Below are 21442 nucleotides of genomic sequence, written 5' to 3' on the forward strand. Positions count from 1 at the left end.
AATTTGACTGTTTAGAGGCTGAATCAGACAGCCCCAAGAATGCACGACTTCACGATCCTGGTGCTGCCCGGCGCCTTCAATTCGAGCGTCGCGGTCACGCTCGACATCCTCGGCGCCGCGCAGGCCTTGGCTCCGCGGGCCGGCGTGGCGCCGCCGCGCTGGCGGCTGTGTTCGGTGCAGGGCGGCCCGGTGCCGCTGCAGGCCGGCATGGCCATCGACACCGCGCGCCTGCCCGTACGGCCGCGCGACGACCGCTCGGCCTGGGTGGTGCCGGGGCTCGGCCTTAACACGCCGGGCGACATCCGCCGCTGCCTCGAGAGCGACGACGCAGCCAAGGCGGTCGCGGGCCTGGTGCGGCACGCAAAGGCCGGCGGGCAGGTCGCGGCCTCCTGTTCTGCCGTGTTCCTGCTGAACGCGGCCGGGCTGCTTCAGGGCCGGCGCGCGACCACCTCGTGGTGGTATGCGCCGCTGCTCGCGCGCATGGCGCCCGGCTGCACCGTCGATGCCGACCGCATGGTGTGCGCCGACGGCCCGGTGGTCACGGCCGGCGCCGCGTTCGCGCAGACCGACCTGATGCTGCACCTGCTGCGCGAGCGCTGCGGCAGTGCGCTCACCGACCTGGTCTCGCGCATGCTACTGATCGATGGGCGCCAGGCACAGGCGCCGTTCGTGGTGCCGGAGGTGCTGGCCAACGGCAACGACCTGGTGGCGCGGCTGGCCGCGCGCGTCGAGTCGGCGCTGCCAGACGCACCGGCCGTCAGTGCGCTGGCGCGCGAGTTCTGCATGTCGGAGCGCACGCTGTCACGCCACATCCGCAAGGCCACTGGCAAGAGCACGCAGGCGCTGGTGCAGAGCGTGCGGCTGCGGCGTGCCCGCGCGCTGCTCGAAACCAGCCGCATGACGGTCGAGCAGGTGGCCGGCGCGGTGGGCTACCAGGACGCCACGGCGTTGCGGCGCCTGATGAAGAAGATGGCGGGGGCCAACCCGAGCCGCTATCGCAGTTGATGCGGCTGCCGCGGCCCCCTCTTTTTAATCGCTTACTTCTTGCGCGCGGCAATCGCCTGCTCGGCCTTCGCCACCAGGTCCGTGCCCACGGTCGACTTCCACTTGTCGTACACCGGCCGCGTCGCCTTCACGAAGGCTTCGCGCTCCGCCGGCGTGAGGCTCGTCACCGTCACGCCCATGCCCGCGATGTCTTTGAGCACCGGCTTGTCGGCCTCCACCAGGCCCTTGCGCGCGATGGCGATCTCTTCCTTGCCCGCGTCGATGGCGGCCTGCCGCACGATGGCCTGGTCGGCCGGGGTCCACGAGGCCCAGATTTCCTTGTTGACCACGAACACCAGCGGGTCGGCCACGTAGCCCCAGGTGGTGACGAACTTCTGGCCCACGGTCTGCATCTTGAGCACGGTGAACAGGAACAGCGGGTTCTCCTGGCCGTCGACCGCGCCGCTCGCGAGCGCCGGCTGTGCGTCGGCCCAGCTCATCTGCGTGGGGTTGGCGCCGAGCGCGGTGAACATGTCGGAGTAGATGGGCGAGCCGACCACGCGGATCTTCATGCCCTTGATGTCGGCGGGCGACCTGATGGGCTTCTTGGAGTTGGTGATTTCGCGGAACCCGTTTTCGCCCCACGCGAGCGGCACCACGCCGGCCTTGTCGAGCGTCTTGAACATTTCCTTGCCGACCTCGCCCTGCGTGAGCGCATCGATGGCCGCGTAGTCGGGCATCAGGAAGGGCATGGAGAACAGGTTGAGCTGCTTGACCTGCGGCGACCAGTTGATGGTGGAGCCCACGGCCATGTCGATGACGCCCTGGCGCAGCGCGCTGAACTCGCGGGTCTGGTCGCCCTGGATGAGCGAGACGCCGGGGTAGAGCTTGATATTGATGCGGCCCTGGGTGCGCTCCTTGACCATGTCGGCCCAGATTTTTCCGGCCTGCCCCCAGGGGGTGGGCGGGCCGAGCACGAGGGACATCTTGTATTCGGGCTTGTAGGCGGCTTGCGCCATTGCGCCGGTCGAGAACATGCCGAGGGCGGTGGCTGCTGCGGCGAGCCCGAGCAGGGTGCGGCGGAATTTCATGAGAGCTCTCCTTATTGTTCGAAACACTTACTGGGACCGAAAACTATTTGTTCAGGGCGCGTGCACAGGCCATCGGGTACTCCCCTCCGCGAATGTCCCCCGGCCTGCGGCCTCCTCCTTTATTTCGCTGCGGGGAGCACCCGACGCCCTGTGCACAGGGCACGCCGCTGGTGTACGGCCGATATACCGACGCCTTGTCCAACGCTCACGACGGCGGGGTGCCTTGCGCAGCGAAATAAAGGAGGAGCCCGAAGGGCGGGGGACATTCGCGGAGCAAGGTACCCCGTCGGCGTGAGCGCACCCCGAACAGCGACCGCCACGCAAGACAAGCATCAGTACCCCAACTTGCGAGGCAACCACAAAGCCAGCTCCGGGAAGACGATGACCAGCACCATCACCACGAACATCGAGAACAGCATCCACCCCACCCATCGCACCGTCTCTTCCATGCGCACATTCGCGATGCGGCACGACACCATCAGGTTGACCGCGAGCGGCGGCGTGAACTGGCCCAGCGCCACCTTCAGCGTGAGGATCACGCCGAACCACACCGGGTCCCACTTGTAGTACTGCACGATCGGCAGCAGCAGCGGCACGAAGATCAGGAAAATCGACACGCCGTCCAGGAACATGCCGACGGTAATCAGCAGCAATATCAGCAGCGCCAGGATGCCGTACTCGCCCAGGCCCGAGTTCACGATGGCGCGCGTCACCGGGTCGATCACGCCCAGCGTCGACAGCGAATACGCGAAGATGCCCGCCAGCGACACCACCAGCAGAATCACCGCAGAGAGTTCGCCCGACTCGCGCAAGATCACGAACAGGTCGCGCACCTTGATGGTCCGGTGAATGCACATGCCCACGAACAGGCCGTAGAACACCGCCACCACCGCCGCTTCGGTCGGCGTGAACCAGCCGGCGCGCATGCCACCCAGAATGAGCACCGGCGCCGCCAGCCCCCAGGTCGCTTCGCGAAAGCTCTTCCAGAAAGGCGGGCGCGGCAGCGTCGATTCGAGCGCGCCCATCTTGTGCTTGCGGGCCAGCAGCACGGCCGGAATCATCAACGCCAGGCCGGCCATCACCCCCGGGATCATGCCGGCCGCAAACAGCGCCGGTACCGAGGCGCCCGGCACCAGCACCGAATACACGATGAAGGCGACCGAAGGCGGAATCAGGATGTCGGTGGCCGCCGCCGCGCCCACCACGCTGGCGGAGAACGCCGCCGGGTAGCCGGCGCGCGACATGGCCGCGATCATCACGGCGCCCACGGCCGCCGCGTTGGCCGGGCCGGAGCCGGAGATGCCGCCGAGGAACATCGCCACGGCAATGGCCACCAGCGGCAGCATGCCGGGGCCGCGGCCCACGATGGCAATGGCAAAGTTGACGAGGCGCAGCGCCACGCCGGAGCGGTCGAAGATGGAGCCGACCAGCACGAACATCGGAATGGCCAGCAGCGGATACTTGCCCAGGCCGGCATAGAAGTTCTGCGGCACGGCGAGCAGGCCGAACCACTGGGCGTCGCTGTTGGCCAGCGCGATGCAGGCGGCGCCCGCCAGGCCCAGTGCGGCGCCGATGGGCACGCCCACCAGCATCATCACGACGAAGGCGACAAAGAGCAGGGTAGCGATCACTTGGTGTCTTCTGACTTGTAGTTTTTCTTGCGGCCGCGGCGGACCATGAGGCCGATGGCGCGCAGCGCGATGGCGAAGGACACGATAGGCAGCCAGATCGAATACCACCAGGCGGGCAGGCCGATGCCCGGCGTCGTTTCTTCAAAGCGGTAGTCGTCCCACACCATGCGGATGCTGAGCGCGCCGATGAGGGTGAACAGGATGGCGATCATCAGTGCGCCAAACTGCGCTAGCCGCTTGCGCCGCGCCATCGAGCCGCTTTCGGAGAAGTACTCGATGCGAATATGCCGGTCGCGCGCCACGGCGGCCGAGCCGGCCACCAGCGCCAGCATGATCATGAGGAACACCGAGAACTCTTCGGTCCATGCGAAGGACGAATCGGTGAAGTAGCGCACCAGCACGTTGGCAAAGGTGATGAGCGCCAGCGCGCCCATGATGATGACGGTGAGCCAGTCTTCGATGGCCAGTGGCACCTTGGTGGGTTCGTCGGCGGCTTCGATGTCGGGGGGGATGGGGCTGGCGGCGTCCAGCGTGGGGCCGGACTCGGGTGGAGTTGTCATCGCAGGAAGGTCAGTGAGGCCAAAAGCCATGTCACCGGGCGGACGCCGGGACGCGTTCCGTACACCTCGACAGGGAAACAGCCGTCGATGCTAGGTGGTCGATGACCACTCATGTATCGGGGGTTTCCTTAGCTGTCTGGCTTTGGCGGGCGCTGTTCAGGGCGTGTGCGCAGGGCGCCGGGTACTCCCCTCCGCGAATGTCCCCCGCCCTTCGGGCTCCTCCTTTATTTCGCTGCGGGGAGCACCCGGCGCCCTGCGCACGGGGAGGGCGGCTGGGGAGTCAAGCGGCGACCGCTGCGACGGATTTCAGATGAATGTGGGGCCTACTGCTGTGCTTTCATGAGACACGGGCAGTGGAGAAGTAGTAGTTCAAAGGCCTGGTGTTGGCCGGGGTCAGCTTTGAACGACTGCGCTCAATGTTCGCTTCAGATCGAATGAGATTCTTCGTGACGTGCTTCTTGGAGATCCACTTTTAATGCTGAAGCCAACATTTGCGAGCGGCAGCTATCCTTCCATGTTTGATCCATGCCTCGATCTAGGCTTACACGGAATCGCGGTACATCGCGATTCCCGCCATGCAGGCGGCCGGTCCAAGCATATACAGAGGATGAACTGATGGCAGCTAAGAAGCCAACCATGAAAATGCCTGAACTCTTGGTCTTCGCCAAGATGTTCGTTGTTGGCTTTGTGGGAACGGAGATCTTTCGTTTGGCTTTCTACCTTGGCGCCAACTTCGCCCCACGACTGCTCAACGTTGCGCTCTGGATGAAGGTCGCTGGAATCTTGGCCGGGATTGCTCTCTGCCTAGCTTATGCATTCAAACGACATGGACACTTGACTGCCAGGCGTATTGGGCAGAGCTATCGGATCGATTTGTTCGTGGCGATGGGAATCGGAGTTTGGTCAAATGAGCTAGCTTCGCCCTGGCTTGTCAAGATGCACGCGGCATTCAGGTCTGCAGATCCAAATTGGGCTCCGGCAATTTTCATCCTTCTCTGCTTCGTGCTTCTGTCACCTATCCTGCAGAACTATTGGCCAAGAAAGAAGGTCCGGGCTCCGCAGCTGCGCTTTATCGCAGACGAGGAGATTGATGAAAAGAAGGACGATTTGCTTGCAAGCGAAGCGCAGGCCAAGTCGTTCGCCGAAACTGTTCTTGCAAGCGGTGCGCATCCAGGACTGGTTTTTGGAGTTGACGGTCCATGGGGTGTGGGGAAAACAAGCTTCATTAATCTGGCGGAGCGCTATTGGAAAAAAGCCGCAGACAAAGTCATTGTTTGCCGATTTGAGCCGCTTCGTTACGCATCGGAGCCCGATCTCGCGGAACGTTTGATTCGAGATCTGTCAGCCGCTATTCAAAGTGAAGTCTTCGTCCCCGAGTTCAGACCTGCGGCATCTCGATATTCACGACTCATAAAGGGAAAGGCCGATTTTTCTTTCCTGGGATTCAAGCTCTCGATGGAGCCTTCTCAGGAAACGGTCGATGAACTGCTTGATGACATTGACGAAGTTCTCCGCCGCATTGATCGCCGCGTGATCATCGTCATTGACGACTTAGATCGTCTGGACGCGAAGACCACAAACAATGTCCTGTTCGCAACGAGGAGGACGTTCAAGCTGTCTCAGGCCACATATGTGCTCTGCTATGACACTGAAGTGCTTGCGGGAAGCAAGGAGGATGGTCCTAGGGCACGCGAGTTTCTCGAGAAATTTGTGACAGTCAAGCTGAGTCTGTTCGTCGATAGCTCTAGTCTTCGTGACTTCTTGCGTCGCGATTGGGAGCGCGATGAAAGTCAGCTTGGCTCGGTGCCGTCTGACACGATGATTAAGCTCGGAGCGGTGCTTAACGGACTTGCAGACATACTGGATAGCAACCTGGCCGCGAACTATCTACCTCTTGTTGGGGACCTGCGCAAAGTGAAGCGCTTCGTCAATGCAATGCTCTTGATGCAGATCGAGAAGTCCAACTTGGGCAGAACCGACTTCAGCAAGCGCGATCTCATCAACCTCATGTTGCTGCATCTGAACTATCCGGGGTTGTTCCGGCGTATCTATGCAGAGGAAACCGAGGGTCGAAGCGGAACTTTCTCACTGCAGCGCGCGTACGGGGCTCGAGAATTCAAGAATGCTGCGGCATTCGCGCAGTTGAAGGACGAACTGCAAGCGACCGCGTGGTTCTTGCTGACACAGTTGTTTGACGCCGAAACCTTGGGAATCGGCAGCGGAGACAACATGGAGGAGTCAGTTCTTAGGTCTCGCGCATGTTTCAACAGAACCGATTTGAGAAACTTGGAGGCATACCTTAAACTCATCGTTCGGTTCGTAACCCCTGAGCCGCAAGATACGTTTGTTCTGTACCAAGACGCGGTAGAACGAGTGCGAAAAGGCGAACCCATCGCTTCAGTACTAGAGTCACCAGACTTTGAGTTAGTGCGAGGAGAGCATGCTCACGACCAGTTCTGGCGAGTACTAGTCAATGTGTCTCACGACTTCACCGGCGTTTTGGCTGAAGACGCTTTGAACACGCTGATTGAGTATTTGCCGCGTTACTCCGCGTTCGAGAATGACGACAGAGGACTACGTCAGCGATCGATCTATTCTTTGGTGCGACTGTTGGATCGGGCGGATTGGAGTAGGACATCTGGGCGACGTTTCCCGAACAGTGCTGAAAACGTCATAGAAATCGCGTGGCGGATCTTCGGCGAACAGGCTTATCGAGGGAAGAGTTTGCTTCAGCGACTTGCAAATCCTGATCGTGGTGTTCTTGGCTGGCATGACCTCATGCTGTTCAGACTTCAATGCTCTGCTGATCGTCAGGGGCAACTGCACAACCTACACACCGCACTCATCGTCAATCAAGATTCGAAGGCCGCAACGTCTGGACTGGTCAGCGCACTCGCCTTAACGGGGATGAGGAAGCTGTCGCAAGCGGTGTTCTCGCTGTTCAAGCAAACCTACATCGGGCCACGGCGAAACTTCTTTGCGGAAGTAGATGGCGAGCCAGCTGAAGCGTTCCTCGGCGTAGCCTTTAAAAGGTTTAGCACAGAAGCATCGCTCAACCCTCGGTCTGAGAAAGATGGGAATGCGATAGCCCGGCGCATTGCGTCGGCGCGGTCAACCGTCAAATTGTTCGTGATCTACCAACTTAGCAATTTGCGTCCCCCGAATGGTTCCGGTGTCGGCTGTGGGCACTATGACGAAGAAGGGGCTGAAGACGGCGCTGGGATAGCAAGAGCGATGAATGACTATGTATTTGGCACCTGCTTTAATCCCGAAATCCACGAGGACAACATACTTCTATTCCTCGACCACTGTCTTAGGAATCTAAGTGACTCATTCCTTTCGGGTAGTGATGAGGAGGGCTACATCGCGACCAAGGCTGAACTTCCCGGAGGTTTAGATGCCAAGGAGATGGGGCGCTACTGGCGACAGCATCGCGAACATATAAAGGGAAGAGGGCTGCACGCCAGCGGTCGATGCGTCTTCACATCGAGCTACACCGCGTTTTATCGCGACGACCTTGATGGAGTGTTTGCGGTGCTCGATGAGCTAGCCGATGAGCCGGTTCCCCCGCATACGGCGGAAGCCGCAATCTGAGGATCAAAACGGGCTAGCCCTGCAAGTTGCAGCAGCAGCCATAACAGTTTTTAGCAAACAGCACCGCGCCGGCGGCGCGGTTTCGGTGGGCAGCCCGTTGGCGTGCAATCTGGCCGCAGGCAATCGTCGTTATTTGCTTCAGCGAGCAGTTCAGGCGCGACGTAAAAACTGCTTGGGCCTGCTTTTCGTTTCGCCCACGTCACCAGCCGGTTCAACTCTTGGATGTGCTCGTTAGTGTGGTTTAGGCGGAAACGGCAGCCGCTGTCGTACATCGCTTCGGCCAGCCGCGGGCAGTGCGTGTCGAAGTAAGCGCCAGTGCGCTCCAACAACACGAAATGCTTGAAGGTGAAGGTCGGGTGGCCACGGTTATCGTGGTCTGGCCCTAGGATCGGTCCGATGCCGATCCAGTTCAGGCGTCTATCGATGCCGTGGCTGCGCGCCTCAGCACCAATGCCGCCAATGCCAACCACAACGTCGTAGTTGAATCCACGGACTTGGCCCATGCAATCTTGATTGCCGAACACTCCCTCAATGCTCGGATCGTGAGGATGCGTGCGCTTGTAAACCAAAAATCGTGGCACCTGTGGCTCCTAAACGTTGCTATACAAGTGACCAGGACTAAGCGGCTTTGATTACTTGGACCAACTCGGCAATCTTGGCGGCGATTACCGCCATGGTGTCTTCCTTTGTGCTCAAACCACTTCGGGAGGCCAGCATCGGGCTGACTTCAAGCAGTGCTTCAAACGTAGTGTTGTGAATGATGGGTAAGAGCAAATTCTTCGAGAGTAGTGTCGACAATTCCTTGTCGGCGACGCTCTCGTTTGGCAGACGCTCCAGCAACGCAGGCGTGACCAGCACGAGACCGATGCGCGATGCAGCGAGGCCCTTGTCGATGGCGCGCATCATCGGCACTCCCAGCGGAAGGTCGTCCTCGCTGAACCAGACTTTGACACCGGCGGCCACAAGCAGCTCGCGCAGCTCTCTGGCAACTCCTTGACGGTCGCCCCATGCGTGGCACAAGAACACGTCCCGCAAGTCCGGCTGGGTAGCGGCCCGCTGTTCGACGGCCTCTCGGACCGGCGCGAGGGACTGCACTTGGGTAGGCGTGTACAAGACAGTCGATCCGACGCGCGACCATCTCGGTCGGGCGCTACCGCCGCTCCCTCCGCTGCGGGCACTTGAGCTGCTGCCGGAGCCGTACGACGGACTGGAGCCGTAGCCGCTGCTATAGCCGCCTCCGTAGTTGTACCGGCTGCGAGAACTGCATGCCGGGCAGTTTGCGGCCGCAGATGCGGTGCGGTGTCCGCGCGAAGGTGCTGTGCAACGTACCAAGCCTCACTCCTTCTAAGTAAGTGTCGCTAAGAGCTTTTGCTGAAGAAAATGTATGGTCCGGAGATTTGTCGGTTTTGTAAACCCGAAAACAGGGTATTGATAAGTTCAGTTATCTATACCCAAACCCCGCGGTCGCAGCCCAGCCACTAACCGCCAGTCGCAAGCGCCCCACGCCGCGCCTTCTCACTCATCTGAAACAACTCCCCCGCCTTGCGAGCCATATCAGCCGCAAGCCAGAGCAGGTTGTCCAGTTGCCGAGGCCCTTCACCGTTGTGCCAGTCGATGCCTTCGCCGTGGCAGACCCACAGCAGGGCTTCGAGTTGCGAGAGGGTGTTTTCAAGAAGATCCGCCGCACATTGGGCGTTGTCTTCGAAAGCTACCGGCGTAGTTGGCCGGGCTATAGTCTTGGTAGCCATTTTTGTGCGTTCCTTCCAAGGTGATTGCACGAACTTGGTTAGACGGTCGGGGTGCTAGTAACACCTCGGCCGTCGCCTTTTGATACCTCGCATGTGCATCAGTGCTTTCGCACCGACGACCTGCCGCGAGGCAAGCAGCCTTCAAACATGTAGGTGGCTTGGGTGTGTTGCTTCCCTTGTTGGGGTGTGGAGTGACAGGGGCATTCACTCTAGAGAAGAACCCGGAGAAGTAGCCGGTTGATGCGGCACGAAGTCCCGGCAACTGCCAACAAATGCAGCTTCCACAGCAGCACTGAACGCTCACGCCGGCGGGGTGCCTTGCGCAGCGAAATAAAGGAGGAGGCCGAGGGCCGGGGGACATTCGCGGAGCAAGGTACCCCGTCGGCGTGAGCGCACCCCGATGCAACCCAAAAGGCATCAGCCCATCAAGGACCGCGCCCGCTCCAGATGCTCCCGGCACTCACGTACCATGCGCTCCAGCAGTTCAGCGCAGGTAGGAATGTCGTCGATCAGCCCGATGCACTGCCCCGCCGACACCACTCCGTTCTGCACCTCGCCAGACTCCAGCGCCGCACGGCCGCGCGCACCGGCCACCAGCGGCCGCACTTCTTCGAACTCGCAACCGCCGGGCCGGTTCTCCGTGGCCACCACCTCTTCGGAAATCGCGTTGCGGAACACGCGCGCGGTGTTGCGCATCGTGCGGAACATCAGCTTCGTGTCGCGCTCGGTCGCGTCCACCAGCGCCTGCTTGATGTTGTCGTGAATGGGCGCTTCCTTCGTCACGCAGAAGCGCGTGCCCATGTTGACGCCCTCGGCGCCCAGCGCCAGCGCAGCCGCCATGCCGCGACCATCGGCGATGCCGCCCGACGCGATGATCGGAATGCGCAGCTTGCGCGCCGCAATCGGCAGCAGCACCAGGCCGGGCACGTCGTCTTCGCCGGGATGGCCCGCGCATTCGAAGCCGTCCACCGACACCGCGTCCACGCCATTGCGCTCCGCCGACAGCGCATGGCGCACCGACGTGCACTTGTGCACGATCTTCACGTCATGCCGCTTCAGCGCCTCTATGAAATCCTTCGGGCTGTTGCCCGCTGTCTCCACGATCTTCACGCCGCTGTCGATGATGGCCTGCACATACTCCGCATACGGCGGCGGCTTCACCGCCGGCAGGATCGTGAGGTTCACGCCAAAGGGCTTGTCGGTGAGCGTGCGCGTGCGCGCGATCTCGTTGCGCAGGTCGTCGGGCGTGGGCTGCGTGAGCGCGGTCACGATGCCCAGGCCGCCGGCGTTCGACACGGCCGCGGCCAGCTCGGCACGGCCCACCCATTGCATGCCGCCCTGGATGATGGGGTAGCGAATGCCGAGCAGTTCGGTGATGCGGGTCTTCATCTTGCGGCGGCCTCTTTCTTACAGCGCCTTCACCAGTTCGGGCACTGCCACGAACAGGTCGGCCACCAGGCCGTAGTCGGCCACCGAGAAGATCGGTGCCTCTTCGTCCTTGTTGATCGCGACGATGACCTTCGAGTCCTTCATGCCGGCCAAGTGCTGGATGGCGCCCGAGATGCCCGCCGCGATGTACAACTGCGGCGCGACGATCTTGCCCGTCTGGCCCACTTGCCAGTCGTTGGGGGCGTAGCCCGCATCCACCGCCGCGCGGCTGGCGCCCAGGCCCGCGTTCAGCTTGTCGGCCAGCGGCGTCATCACTTCGGTGAACTTCTCGGCGCTGCCCAGCGCACGGCCACCGGAGACGATGATCTTGGCGGCCGTCAGTTCGGGACGGTCGCTCTTGGTCACTTCACGGCCAACGAAGCTGCTCTTGCCGCTGTCTGCGACGCCTTCAGCGGTTTCAACGGTTGCGCTGCCACCGGTGGCGGCTGCTGCGTCAAAGCCGGTCGTGCGCACGGTGATCACCTTGGTGGCGTCGCTGCTCTGCACGGTGGCAATCGCATTGCCGGCGTAGATCGGGCGCTCGAAGGTGTCGGGGCTGTCGACCTTGGTGATGTCGCTGATCTGGGCCACGTCCAGCTTGGCGGCCACGCGCGGAGCGACGTTCTTGCCGTTGGCGGTCGAGGGGAACAGGATGTGGCTGTAGTTGGATGCGATCGCCAGCACCTGGGCTGCGACGTTCTCGGCCAGGTTCTCTGCCAGGCTGGGGCTGTCGGCGGCGATGACCTTGGTCACGCCTGCGATCTGGGCGGCTGCCTTGGCGGCTTCGGCGGCATTGGCGCCTGCCACCAGCACGTGCACTTCACCGCCGCAAGCCAGGGCAGCGGTCACGGTGTTCAAGGTAGCCGGCTTGATGCTGGCGTGGTCGTGTTCGGCAATAACAAGTGCGGTCATTTCATTTCTCCTGTGCGGCAATTTGCGGCACGCGATTCAACGAGACTTTTCAGGGAACACCGCGGAACCGGCTTTGCCGGGCCGCTGGTGTTGCCCCCGGTAGGGGGGTGGCGTAGCGACACGAAGTGCGCGAAGCCTGGGGGCGAGTCAAATGACCTTCGCTTCGTTCTTCAGTTTGTCCACCAGCGTTGCAACGTCGGGCACCTTGATGCCGGCACCGCGCTTCGGCGGTTCAGCAACCTTAAGCGTCTTCAGGCGCGGCTTCACATCCACACCCAGGTCTTCGGGCTTGACCGTGTCCAGCTGCTTCTTCTTGGCCTTCATGATGTTGGGCAGCGTCACGTAGCGCGGCTCGTTCAGGCGCAGGTCGGTGGTGATGACTGCGGGCAGGCTCAGGGAGATGGTTTCCAGGCCGCCGTCGACTTCGCGCGTCACGGTGGCCTTGTCGCCAGCGACTTCGACCTTCGAGGCGAAGGTGGCTTGTGGCAGGTCGGCCAGCGCAGCCAGCATCTGGCCGGTCTGGTTGGCGTCGTCGTCGATGGCCTGCTTGCCCAGGATGATCAGCTGGGGCTGTTCCTTGTCGACCAGCGCCTTCAGCAGCTTGGCCACGGCCAGGGGCTGCAGCTCTTCGGTGGTCTCGACCAGGATGCCTCGGTCGGCGCCGATGGCCATCGCGGTGCGCAGGGTTTCCTGGCACTTGGCGTCACCGCAAGACACGGCGATCACTTCGGTGACCACGCCCTTTTCCTTCAGGCGCACGGCCTCTTCGACAGCGATCTCGTCGAAGGGGTTCATGCTCATCTTGACGTTGGCAATGTCCACCCCGGTGCCGTCGCTCTTCACGCGCACCTTCACGTTGTAATCGACGACCCGTTTGACAGGTACCAGAACCTTCATGGCTGTTCCTTTGAATGACGAAGAAATGAACGAATGACTGAATGAATGGGTTACTCGAGCTTGGCGCCCGACTGCTTGATGAGCCGCTCCCACACCGGGCGCTCCGCCTTCCAGGCGGTGGCGAAGAGCTCGGGCGAGCTGTCCTTGATCTCGAAGCCCATGGCCGCCACGCGCTCGCGCACGTCGGGCTGCTGCGTGGCCTTGCGCACTTCTTCGGCGATGCGGTCCACGATGGGCTTGGGCGTCCTGGCGGGCACCGCAATGGCGAGCCAGCCCGTCACGCGGTAGGCCTCGTCCTTCAGGCCTTGCTCGGCCAGCGTGGGCACGTCGGGCAGGGTGCTCATGCGGCGCTCGCCGCTCACGCCGATGGCGCGGATTTTTCCGGAGTCGATGTGCGGCTTGGCCACCAGCGCGCTGGCGTAGGCCATCTGGATCTGGCCGCCGATCAGGTCCTGCATCATCGGCGCCTCGCCCTTGTAGGCGACGTGGTTCATGTCGGCGTGCGTGGCAAGGCTCATGTGCGCGCCGGCCAGGTGCGGGTAGGCGCCCACGCCGTAAGAACCGTAGGCCACCTTGCCCTTGTTGGCGGTGACGTACTTCAGCAGCTCGGGCCCGGTCTTCACCGGCACGCTGGGGTGCACCACCAGCACCAGCGGCGCCATCGCGATCTGGTAGACCAGCGTGAGGTCGCGCTGCGTGTCGTAGGGCAGCTTGTCGTAGAGGAACTCGTTGGTCATGAGCGAGTTGCTCAGGCCCAGCACGATGGTGTAGCCGTCGGCCGGCGACTTGGCGACCGCGTCGGTGCCGATGATGCCGGCCGCGCCCGGCTTATTGTCGATGACGACGGGCTGGCCCATGCCGGCCGACATCTTCTGGCCGATCACGCGCGCCAGCACGTCGGTGGCGCCGCCCGCGGCGAAGGGCACGACCATGCGGATCGGCTTGTTCGGGTACGTGCCCTGTGCCTGCGCATGGGGCAGCGCGCACAGCGTGGCGGCGGAAGCGGCGGCGCACAGCAGGGCGCGGCGGGTCGGAAGGCGGAAGGTCGTCACTTGTCTCTGTCTCTCGGTCTTGGTTTTGAAAGGGGTCATTGCGGCGAGATGCGCGTCTTGAAGGGCAGCGGCTCCAGCGCCGCCTGCAGCCGCTCGCGCAGCGGCGCGGCGAGCGCGCCGGCCGCTGCCTCGTCGATCAGCACGCGCACCAGGCTCTCGCCTTCGGTCTTCACCACCGGGCGCGCCGCCTCCGGCACGCCGAGTGCGGCGCAGGCCTCGGCCACCGTCGCGGCCACCACGTGCCGCGCGGCCATTGCGCGCAGCTCGGGCTTGTAGATTTTTCCGACGTTGGTCATCGGCATGGTCTCGATCACCGACACCCACTTGGGCCGCGCGGGCGCCTCGTCCACGCGCGCGGCGGTGAAGGCCAGCAGCTCTTCTTCGGTGGCCGATGCGCCGGGCACCAGCGTCGCGAAGATCACCGGCAGCTCGCCAGCGTAGGCATCAGGCGCGCCCACGGCGGCGCACAGTTGCACGGCGGGGTGCGCGCCCAGCGCGTCCTCGATGGTCTTGGGGTCGATGTTGTGGCCGCTGCGGATGATCAGGTCCTTCGAGCGGCCCGTGAGGTTGAGCCGCTCTTCGCTGTCGATCCAGCCCAGGTCGCCGGTGGCGAGCCAGCCGTCGGCGGTGAAGGCCTTGGCGTTGTCGGCCGGGTCCACGAAGCCCGAGAACACGTTGGGCGACTTGAACAGCACCATGCCCTGTTCGCCGGGCGGCATCTCGCGGTCGGTGGCGTTGCCGTTCTCGTCGAGCGCCACCACGCGCATCTGCATGTACGGCAGCCGAAAACCCACGCAGCCCGCGGGCCCGTTCACGCCCGGCGGCGTGATGGTCGAGATGCCGGCCATCTCGGTCATGCCCAGGCTTTCATGCACGTGCAGGCCGAACAACCGCTCGAAGCGCGCGGCCAGTTCGGGCGCGAGCACGGCGGCGCCGGTGCGGCAGTAAGTGATGGAGGAAATGTCCGCGCCGTCCAGCGGCACGTTGGCCAGCGCCGCGAGCACCGTGGGCACGGCCGACAGCGAGGTAGGGCGGTAGCGCGCCACCAGCTTCCAGTAGTTGGCCAGCACCTCCTTGTTGCGCAGCAGCGAGGTGGTGGGAATGATCACTTCCACGCCCGCCGACAGCGACGACAGCGAAGCCGGCAGCACGCCCGCCACATGGAACAGCGGGTAGCCGTTGATGGAGATGCCCTGCTCGTTCATGCCCGCGACCTGCACGCTGGCCCAGGCGGTGAACACCTGCGCGCCGTGGCTGTGGCGCGCGAGCTTCGGCGCGCCGGTGGTGCCGCCGGTGTGGAAGTACGCGGCGATGTCGGTCGGCGCGATGTCGCGGCCGCTCACCAGGTGGTCGTCGGGTTGCGCGGCGCGCAGCACGTCGAACTCGGCCACGCCCTCGGGCATTGCTCCGGCGGTGCCGGGGGCTTCGTCATGCGGCGCCACGCGCAGCACCGTGGTCAGCGTGGGCACCTGGCCGCGCAGGCGCATGGCCTTCGACCACATGCCCGATTCGCTGTCCGAGCCGTAGGCGATCAGCACCTTGGCACGCGCGGCGGTCATCAGCGCCACCAGCTTCTCGTCGGTGAGCAGCGGGTTCAGCGGCTGCACGATGCCGGCCGCCTCGCCGCCCCACAGCGCCAGGTGGTACTCCAGGCAGCCGGGCAGCAGCACGGCCACGGCGTCCTGCGGGCCCACGCCCAGCGTGTGCAGCATGTTCGCGGTCTGGTGGATGCGCGCGAGCAGTTCGGCATACGACCAGCGGATGGGTTCGTCGGCCGGGTTGCCGGTGCGCAGGAAGGTCAGCGCCGTCTTGCCGCCGAAGGCATGGCCGGCGTTGCGGAAGATCTCGTAGGTGCTGCGCACCGTGAGCGCCTGCGCGAGCGGCGTTTCTTCGAGCTTGCGGATGTCCGCGAGGCTGCGCACGGGAAGGGCCGGGCGAAACGGTGCGCCGACCGGGGTGCCGTAGTTGTTTTCGTGCTTGCCTGTCATGTCTTTTGTCTCCTTGGTGCCGCCGCGGTGCCGGGCCCTGCCGGCCCGGTTCGTTTTACTGGTTCGTGATGTGGTTGTCTCGAATGACCTTGCCCCAGCGCTCGAAGTCCTCGTGCATGCGCGCGCCCGTCTGCGCCGGCGTGCGGTAGGCCGCGAAGGAGCCCACGCTCTCGAGCTTCTCCTGCACCTGCTTGTCTGCCAGCGCGGTCTTCAGCTCGGCGCTCATGCGGTCGATCACTTCCTTGGGCGTGCCGGCCGGGGCCAGCAGGCCGCCCCACGAGGTGGCGTCGAAGCCGGGGAAGCCTTGCTCGGCCACCGTCTTCACGTCGGGCAGCAGGCTCACGCGCTTGCCCGAGCCCACGGCAATGGCGCGCAGCTTGCCGGCCTTGATGTGCGGCAGCACGCCCACCAGGTCGGAGAACATCGCGGGCACCTGGCCGCCGATCAGGTCGGTCACGGCCGGTGCGCTGCCGCGGTAGGGCACGTGCTGCATGTCGAACTTGCCGATGGTCTTGAGCTGTTCGGTCGTCAGGTGGCCGAAGCTGCCTGCGCCGGCGGTGGTGTAGTTGAGCTTGCCGCCCTCGGCCTTGGCCTTGGCGATGAGGTCCTGCACGCCGTTCACGTCGGGCAGCGACTTGGGGTTCACCACCAGCACGATCGGCAGGTCGTACACCGAGCCCACGGGCGTGAAGTTCTTGAAGATGTCGTAGCCGGTGGGGCCGTACAGGTGCGAGGCCAGCAGCGTGGGCGTGGCCAGCATCACGAAGGTGTAGCCGTCGGGCGCGGCCCGCGCGGCCGTGGCGGCGCCCACGGTGCCCGATGCGCCGCTGCGGTTGTCGATCACGATGTTCTGCTTGAGCGCGACCGACATCTTCTGCGCCACGATGCGCGAGGCCACGTCGGTCGGGCCGCCCGGCGGGAAGGGCACGATCAGCGTGATCGGCTTGGCGGGCCACGCCTGTGCGAAGGCGGTGCCGGCCACCAGGGGCAGGGCGAGGGAGAGAAGGGCGCGGCGAACGGGACTGCGAAGGGAAAGGGATGCCATTGGGTCTTGTCTACTTGGGGAATTCGGACGCCTGTCTTCTTCAGACGACGCCACTCGTTTTCAGCGCCGCCAGCTTTTCATCCGACAGGCCGAGCAGGGACTTCAGCACGTCGTGCGTGCCTTCGCCCAGGGTGGGCGGCGCGCTGCGCACCGGCAGGCGCTCGCCATCGAAACGGTAGGGCGGCGCCAGCACGTTGACCGTGCCGGCCACCGGGTGCGGCTGCGTGGTGACCAGGCCGGCGTCGGTGGCGCGCTTCGACTGCAGCGCCTCCAGCAGGCCCAGCACCTCGCCGCACGGAATGCCGGCGGCGGTGAGCTTCTCGAGCAGGTCGGCGCGCTGGCGTTTCGCCAGTTCGGCGTGCAGCTCGGGCAGCAGCACCGCGCGGTTGGCCGAGCGCAGGATGTTGGTCTTGAAGCGCTCGTCGGCCGCGAGGTCGGGCCGGCCGATCACCTCGGTGCAGAAGCGCGCGAACTGCGCGTTGTTGCCCACGGTGATGACCAGCGGGCCGTCGGCCGCGTCGAACACGCCGTACGGCACGATCGACGGATGCGAGTTGCCGTAGCGCGGCGGGTCTTCGCCCATGAGCAGCGCCTCGAGGCCGTAGTAGGCGGTGATCATCAGGCCGCAGTCGAACAGCGCCATCTCCACGTGCCGGCCCTTGCCGGTCTTCTCGCGCTGGTAGAGCGCGGCCAGGATGGCCTGCGCCGAGTACATGCCGGTGAACAGGTCCACAGCCGCCACGCCGAACTTCAGCGGCGGCTGGTCGGCCTCGCCGTTCAGCGCCATCAGGCCGGCTTCGCCTTGAACGACGAGGTCGTAGCCGGGGCGCGCGGCTTCGGGGCCGGTGCGGTCGTAGCCCGAGATCGAGCAGTAGATGAGGCCCGGGTTCTCCTTGCTCAGCTGCTCGTAGCCCAGGCCCAGCTTGTCGATGCCGCCGAACTTGAAGTTCTGGATCACCACGTCGCACTGCTTCGCCAGGTCGCGCGCGAGCTGCTGGCCTTCGGGCGTCTGCAGGTCGAGCGTGACCGAGCGCTTGTTGCGGTTCACGCTGTTGAAGTAGGCGGTCTCGGTCTTGCCCACGCGCAGGCCCCAGTCGCGGGTGTCGTCGCCGCGGCCCGGGTGCTCCACCTTGATGACCTCGGCGCCCATGTCGGCCAGCACCATGCCGCACCAGGGGCCCGCCAGGATGCGGGACAGATCGAGGACGCGCACGCCGGCAAGCGGCAGCGAGGAATTCAGCGAGGACATGGCTACTCCAGGAAAAACGAAAAGCCCCGTGCGCATGCGCAGGGGGCGGGCAGGGCGGGTGTCAGGACGCGTCCGCCTTGCCGCCGGCGCGGCGCAGCGCCACGAAGTCGGCCTTGCGCTTGCCGAGGAACGCGCCGATGCCTTCGGCCGCTTCGGCGTCGCCCTGCGACTCGACCATGAACACGGCCTCGGCGTCGAGCTGCTCTTCCAGCGTGGCGTGGTGCGCCTGGCGGCACAGCGTCTTGATGCGCGCGCTGGCGCGCTGCGGGCCGCTGGCCACCTTGGCCGCGAGCGCGATGGCTTCGGCCAGCGCGGCGCCCTTGTCGGTCAGGCGGTTGACGGCGCCCAGCGCGTGCAGGCGCTCTGCCGGCATGCGGTCGCCGGTGAGGCACATCTCGGTCAGCACCTGGCGCGAGACGAACTCCGCCAGGAAGGCCGTGGCGCCGCCGTCCGGCGTGAGGCCGACCTTGACGTAGGCCACGGTGAAGAAGGCGTCGCGCGCCGACACCAGCATGTCGCAAGCCAGCGCCATCGACAGGCCCGCGCCGGCGGCGCCGCCTTCGACCGCCGCGATCACCGGCTTGCCGCAATCGCGCAGCGCGCGGATCAGGTTGTTGAGGCCTTCGAGGATCTGGCGGCGCTCGGCCATCGGAAGCTCGCGTCGCTTGGCCAGCAGGTTCAGGTCGCCGCCGGAGCAGAAGAAATCGCCCGCGCCGGTGAAGACGATGGCGCCCACCTCGGGGTCTTTCTCGGCGTCGGCCAGCGCGGCGCTCAGCTCTGCGTACAGCGTGGGCGTGATCGCGTTGCGCGCGGCGGGGTTGCTGTTGGTCAGGATGCGCACGGCGCCTTCCTGCGAGATCAGCACTGTCTTGTTCGTCGTGTCGCTCATGCCGCCACCTCCTTGCCGCACTCTTTGCCCAGGGCGATGTAGCGCTGCAGGTGGTGGTCTTCGTCGCCCAGCTGGTGGTCGATCATCACCAGGCGCTTGGCGTAGTGGGGCAGGGGCAGTTCCCAGGTCATGCCGATGCCGCCGTGCATCTGGATGCTTTCCTGCGCCACCAGCGCGCCGATGCGGCCGATGCTGAACTTGGCGGCCGACAGCGCGCGCTCGCGCGCCAGGCGCTCGCCGGTGTCGATGGCGGCTGCCGCGTTGATGACGGCCGAGCGTGCCTGCTCGATCTCCAGCAGCAGGTCGGCCATGCGGTGCTGCAGGGCCTGGAAGCTGCCGATCAGCGTGCCGAACTGCTTGCGCGTGCGCAGGTATTCCAGCGTGGCGGTCTTGGCGGCTTCCATCGCGCCCAGTGCCTCGGCGCACAGCGCGAGCACGCCGCGGCCGATGGCGCGTTCCAGCGTCGCGTGGCCCTGGCCTTCGGCGCCGAGCAGTGCGTCGGCGCCCAGCTTCACGCCGTCGAATGCAAGCTCGGCCACGCGGCCGCCGTCGATGGCGGGGCAGCCGCGCACCGTGAGGCCAGCGGTCTTCGCGGGCACGAGGAACAGCGAGATGCCGGCTTCGTCTTCCACGTTGCCCGAGGTGCGGGCCGAGACCAGGAACAGGTCGGCCTGCTCGCCCTGCGGCACCACGGCCTTGGCGCCGTGCAGCACCCAGCCGTCGCCGGAGCGTTCGGCCCTGGCGGCCACGCGCGTGCGTTCGTAGTGCGTGTCGGCCTCGTCGTGCGCGAAGGCCGCCACGGTCACGCCGTTGATGATGTCCGCGAGCTTTTCTTTCTGCACATCGGTGCCGGCGGCGCTGAGCGCCTCGCCGACCATCACCGCGCCCAGCATCGGCTCGACCACCAGGCCGCGGCCCAGTGCCTCGAAGACCACGGCAATGTCGAAGCCGCCGCCGCCGAAGCCGCCATCGGCCTCGCTGAACAGCGCGCCGATCACGCCCAGTTCGGCGAACTGCTGGAAGATTTCCTTGCTGAACCCGTGCTGCGACTTCGCGATGCGGTCGCGCGCGTCGAACGCGTACTGCTCGCTGATGAAGCGGTTCAGGCTGTCGGCGAGCATGCGCCGGTCTTCGGTGTGTTCGAAGTTCATGGCATGTCTCCTTTACAGCCCGAGGATCATCTTGGAGATGATGTTCTTCTGGATTTCGTTCGAGCCGCCGAAGATCGACAGCTTGCGGTTGTTGAAGTAGCGCGAGGCGGCGGCCGATGCGTAATCGGGGCCGAAGGTCTCGCCGGTGAATCCGTCCTTCAGCGCCTCGGCGATGAAGGGGCGGCCGTACACGCCCATCGCGCGGCGGGCCAGCGAAGAAATCTCCTGGCGAATCTCGGTGCCGCGGATCTTCAGCATCGAGCTTTCCGCGCCCGGCACGCCGCCGCCGGCCACCGCCGCGATCACGCGCAGGTTGGTGGTCTTCATGTTCTCCAGGTCGATCTCGACGCGCGCCATGCGTGCCGCAAAGGCCGGGTCTTCCGCCAGCGGCTTGCCGTTCTTCGTCTGCGTGGCGGCAATGCCCTTCAACTGTTCGAGCGCGGCCACCGAGAAGCCCACGCCCGCGATGTTGGTGCGCTCGTAGGTCAGCAGGTACTTGGCGCAGGTCCAGCCCTTGTTCTCTTCACCCACGAGGTTCTCGGCGGGCACGCGCACGTCGGAGAAGAACACCTCGTTCACCTCATGCTCGCCGTCGAGCGTGATGATCGGGCGCACTTCCACGCCGGGCGATGTCATGTCGATCAGCAGGAAGCTGATGCCTTCCTGCTTCTTCGCCTCGCGGTTGGTGCGCACCAGGCAGAAGATCATGTTGGCGTGCTGGCCCAGCGTGGTCCAGGTCTTCTGGCCGTTCACGATGTAGTGGTCGCCCTGCGCGTCGATGCCGCGCACGGCCGAGGTCTTCACCGCCGCCAGGTCGGAGCCCGCGCCGGGTTCCGAATAGCCCTGGCACCACCAGTCGGCGCCGTTCAGGATGCGCGGCAGCCAATGCTGCTTCTGCGCTTCGTTGCCGTACTTGATGAGCACCGGCCCCAGCATGTTCACGCCGAAGGGCACGATGCGCGGCGCGAAGGCCAGCGCGCATTCGTTCTCGAAGATGAACTTCTCGACCGCCGTCCAGCCCGGGCCGCCGTACTGCTCGGGCCAGTGGTTGGCGAGCCAGCCGCGCTCGTTGAGGATGGCGTGCCATTCCTGCATGTCGGCCTTCTCGAGGATCTTGCCGCTGCGCACTTTCTCGGACAGCCGCACCGGCAGCCTGGCGGCCAGGAAGGCGCGCACTTCGCTGCGGAAGGCTTCTTCTTCGGTCGTGAAGTTCAGGTCCATCG

Annotated in this window: 18 protein-coding genes; 2 read left to right on the forward strand and 16 right to left on the reverse strand. The window is 64.7% G+C overall.

Features of this window, described 5'->3' with window-relative positions:
* Window positions 1-39: 39 nt before the first annotated feature.
* A complete protein-coding gene (locus QRN67_RS21755; RefSeq protein ID WP_285413539.1) occupies window positions 40-1005 on the forward strand; it encodes a GlxA family transcriptional regulator in 966 nt (321 codons plus the stop codon).
* Window positions 1006-1037: 32 nt separating this feature from the next.
* On the opposite strand, the gene QRN67_RS21760 is transcribed toward QRN67_RS21755, so the two are convergent.
* From QRN67_RS21760 to QRN67_RS21770, 3 genes are all read right to left on the reverse strand, one after another.
* Window positions 1038-2075 carry a DctP family TRAP transporter solute-binding subunit gene (locus QRN67_RS21760; RefSeq protein WP_081268391.1) on the reverse strand — a complete coding sequence of 346 codons (1038 nt, stop codon included), beginning with the start codon at window positions 2073-2075 and terminating at the stop codon, window positions 1038-1040.
* 332 nt (window positions 2076-2407) lie between these two features.
* Window positions 2408-3706 carry a TRAP transporter large permease gene (locus QRN67_RS21765; RefSeq protein ID WP_106935776.1) on the reverse strand — a complete coding sequence of 433 codons (1299 nt, stop codon included), beginning with the start codon at window positions 3704-3706 and terminating at the stop codon, window positions 2408-2410.
* Window positions 3703-4266: a TRAP transporter small permease gene (locus QRN67_RS21770; RefSeq protein ID WP_081268393.1), complete on the reverse strand. Its 564-nt coding sequence runs from the start codon at window positions 4264-4266 to the stop codon at window positions 3703-3705. The genes QRN67_RS21765 and QRN67_RS21770 overlap by 4 nt, the downstream gene beginning before the upstream one ends.
* Before the next feature lie 636 nt (window positions 4267-4902).
* Between QRN67_RS21770 and QRN67_RS21775 the strand changes: the two genes are divergently transcribed.
* Entirely contained in the window at window positions 4903-7860 is a 2958-nt protein-coding gene (locus tag QRN67_RS21775; RefSeq protein ID WP_285413542.1) for a KAP family NTPase, read from the forward strand.
* A gap of 50 nt (window positions 7861-7910) precedes the next feature.
* Here the strand turns inward: QRN67_RS21775 and QRN67_RS21780 are convergent, their stop codons facing one another.
* From QRN67_RS21780 to QRN67_RS21840, 13 genes are all read right to left on the reverse strand, one after another.
* Window positions 7911-8441, reverse strand: a complete 531-nt coding sequence (locus tag QRN67_RS21780) for a hypothetical protein (protein WP_285413544.1) — start codon at window positions 8439-8441, stop codon at window positions 7911-7913.
* A 37-nt stretch (window positions 8442-8478) separates the two neighbouring features.
* On the reverse strand, window positions 8479-8973 hold the full coding sequence (locus QRN67_RS21785; protein ID WP_285413546.1) for a toll/interleukin-1 receptor domain-containing protein: 495 nt from the start codon (window positions 8971-8973) through the stop codon (window positions 8479-8481).
* Window positions 8974-9338: 365 nt separating this feature from the next.
* The gene (locus QRN67_RS21790; protein WP_285413547.1) at window positions 9339-9608 is read right to left on the reverse strand and encodes a hypothetical protein; all 270 of its coding nucleotides are present in this window, start codon (window positions 9606-9608) and stop codon (window positions 9339-9341) included.
* Between the two features lie 417 nt (window positions 9609-10025).
* Window positions 10026-10997 carry an NAD(P)H-dependent flavin oxidoreductase gene (locus QRN67_RS21795; protein WP_081270846.1) on the reverse strand — a complete coding sequence of 324 codons (972 nt, stop codon included), beginning with the start codon at window positions 10995-10997 and terminating at the stop codon, window positions 10026-10028.
* Between the two features lie 18 nt (window positions 10998-11015).
* Complete coding sequence (locus tag QRN67_RS21800) at window positions 11016-11948, reverse strand: electron transfer flavoprotein subunit alpha/FixB family protein (RefSeq protein ID WP_106935765.1); 933 nt, start codon at window positions 11946-11948, stop codon at window positions 11016-11018.
* A gap of 147 nt (window positions 11949-12095) precedes the next feature.
* Window positions 12096-12845 (reverse strand): electron transfer flavoprotein subunit beta/FixA family protein, encoded by a 750-nt coding sequence (locus tag QRN67_RS21805; protein ID WP_106935764.1) that lies wholly within the window; start codon window positions 12843-12845, stop codon window positions 12096-12098.
* 50 nt (window positions 12846-12895) lie between these two features.
* On the reverse strand, window positions 12896-13897 hold the full coding sequence (locus QRN67_RS21810; protein WP_285413559.1) for a Bug family tripartite tricarboxylate transporter substrate binding protein: 1002 nt from the start codon (window positions 13895-13897) through the stop codon (window positions 12896-12898).
* Window positions 13898-13932: 35 nt separating this feature from the next.
* Window positions 13933-15885 carry an acyl-CoA synthetase gene (locus tag QRN67_RS21815; RefSeq protein ID WP_285413560.1) on the reverse strand — a complete coding sequence of 651 codons (1953 nt, stop codon included), beginning with the start codon at window positions 15883-15885 and terminating at the stop codon, window positions 13933-13935.
* A gap of 55 nt (window positions 15886-15940) precedes the next feature.
* Window positions 15941-16930, reverse strand: coding sequence for a Bug family tripartite tricarboxylate transporter substrate binding protein (locus QRN67_RS21820; protein ID WP_285413562.1), 990 nt, complete (start codon window positions 16928-16930; stop codon window positions 15941-15943).
* A 40-nt stretch (window positions 16931-16970) separates the two neighbouring features.
* Window positions 16971-18179, reverse strand: a complete 1209-nt coding sequence (locus QRN67_RS21825) for a CaiB/BaiF CoA transferase family protein (protein WP_285413563.1) — start codon at window positions 18177-18179, stop codon at window positions 16971-16973.
* A 61-nt stretch (window positions 18180-18240) separates the two neighbouring features.
* Window positions 18241-19068: an oxepin-CoA hydrolase, alternative type gene (locus QRN67_RS21830; RefSeq protein WP_285413564.1), complete on the reverse strand. Its 828-nt coding sequence runs from the start codon at window positions 19066-19068 to the stop codon at window positions 18241-18243.
* Window positions 19065-20219, reverse strand: a complete 1155-nt coding sequence (locus QRN67_RS21835; RefSeq protein WP_285413565.1) for an acyl-CoA dehydrogenase family protein — start codon at window positions 20217-20219, stop codon at window positions 19065-19067. The genes QRN67_RS21830 and QRN67_RS21835 overlap by 4 nt, the downstream gene beginning before the upstream one ends.
* A 12-nt stretch (window positions 20220-20231) precedes the next feature.
* Complete coding sequence (locus QRN67_RS21840; protein ID WP_081270839.1) at window positions 20232-21440, reverse strand: acyl-CoA dehydrogenase family protein; 1209 nt, start codon at window positions 21438-21440, stop codon at window positions 20232-20234.
* Window positions 21441-21442 lie beyond the last annotated feature (2 nt).

This window comes from Variovorax sp. efr-133-TYG-130 (assembly GCF_030208835.1).
Taxonomy (GTDB): domain Bacteria; phylum Pseudomonadota; class Gammaproteobacteria; order Burkholderiales; family Burkholderiaceae_C; genus Variovorax.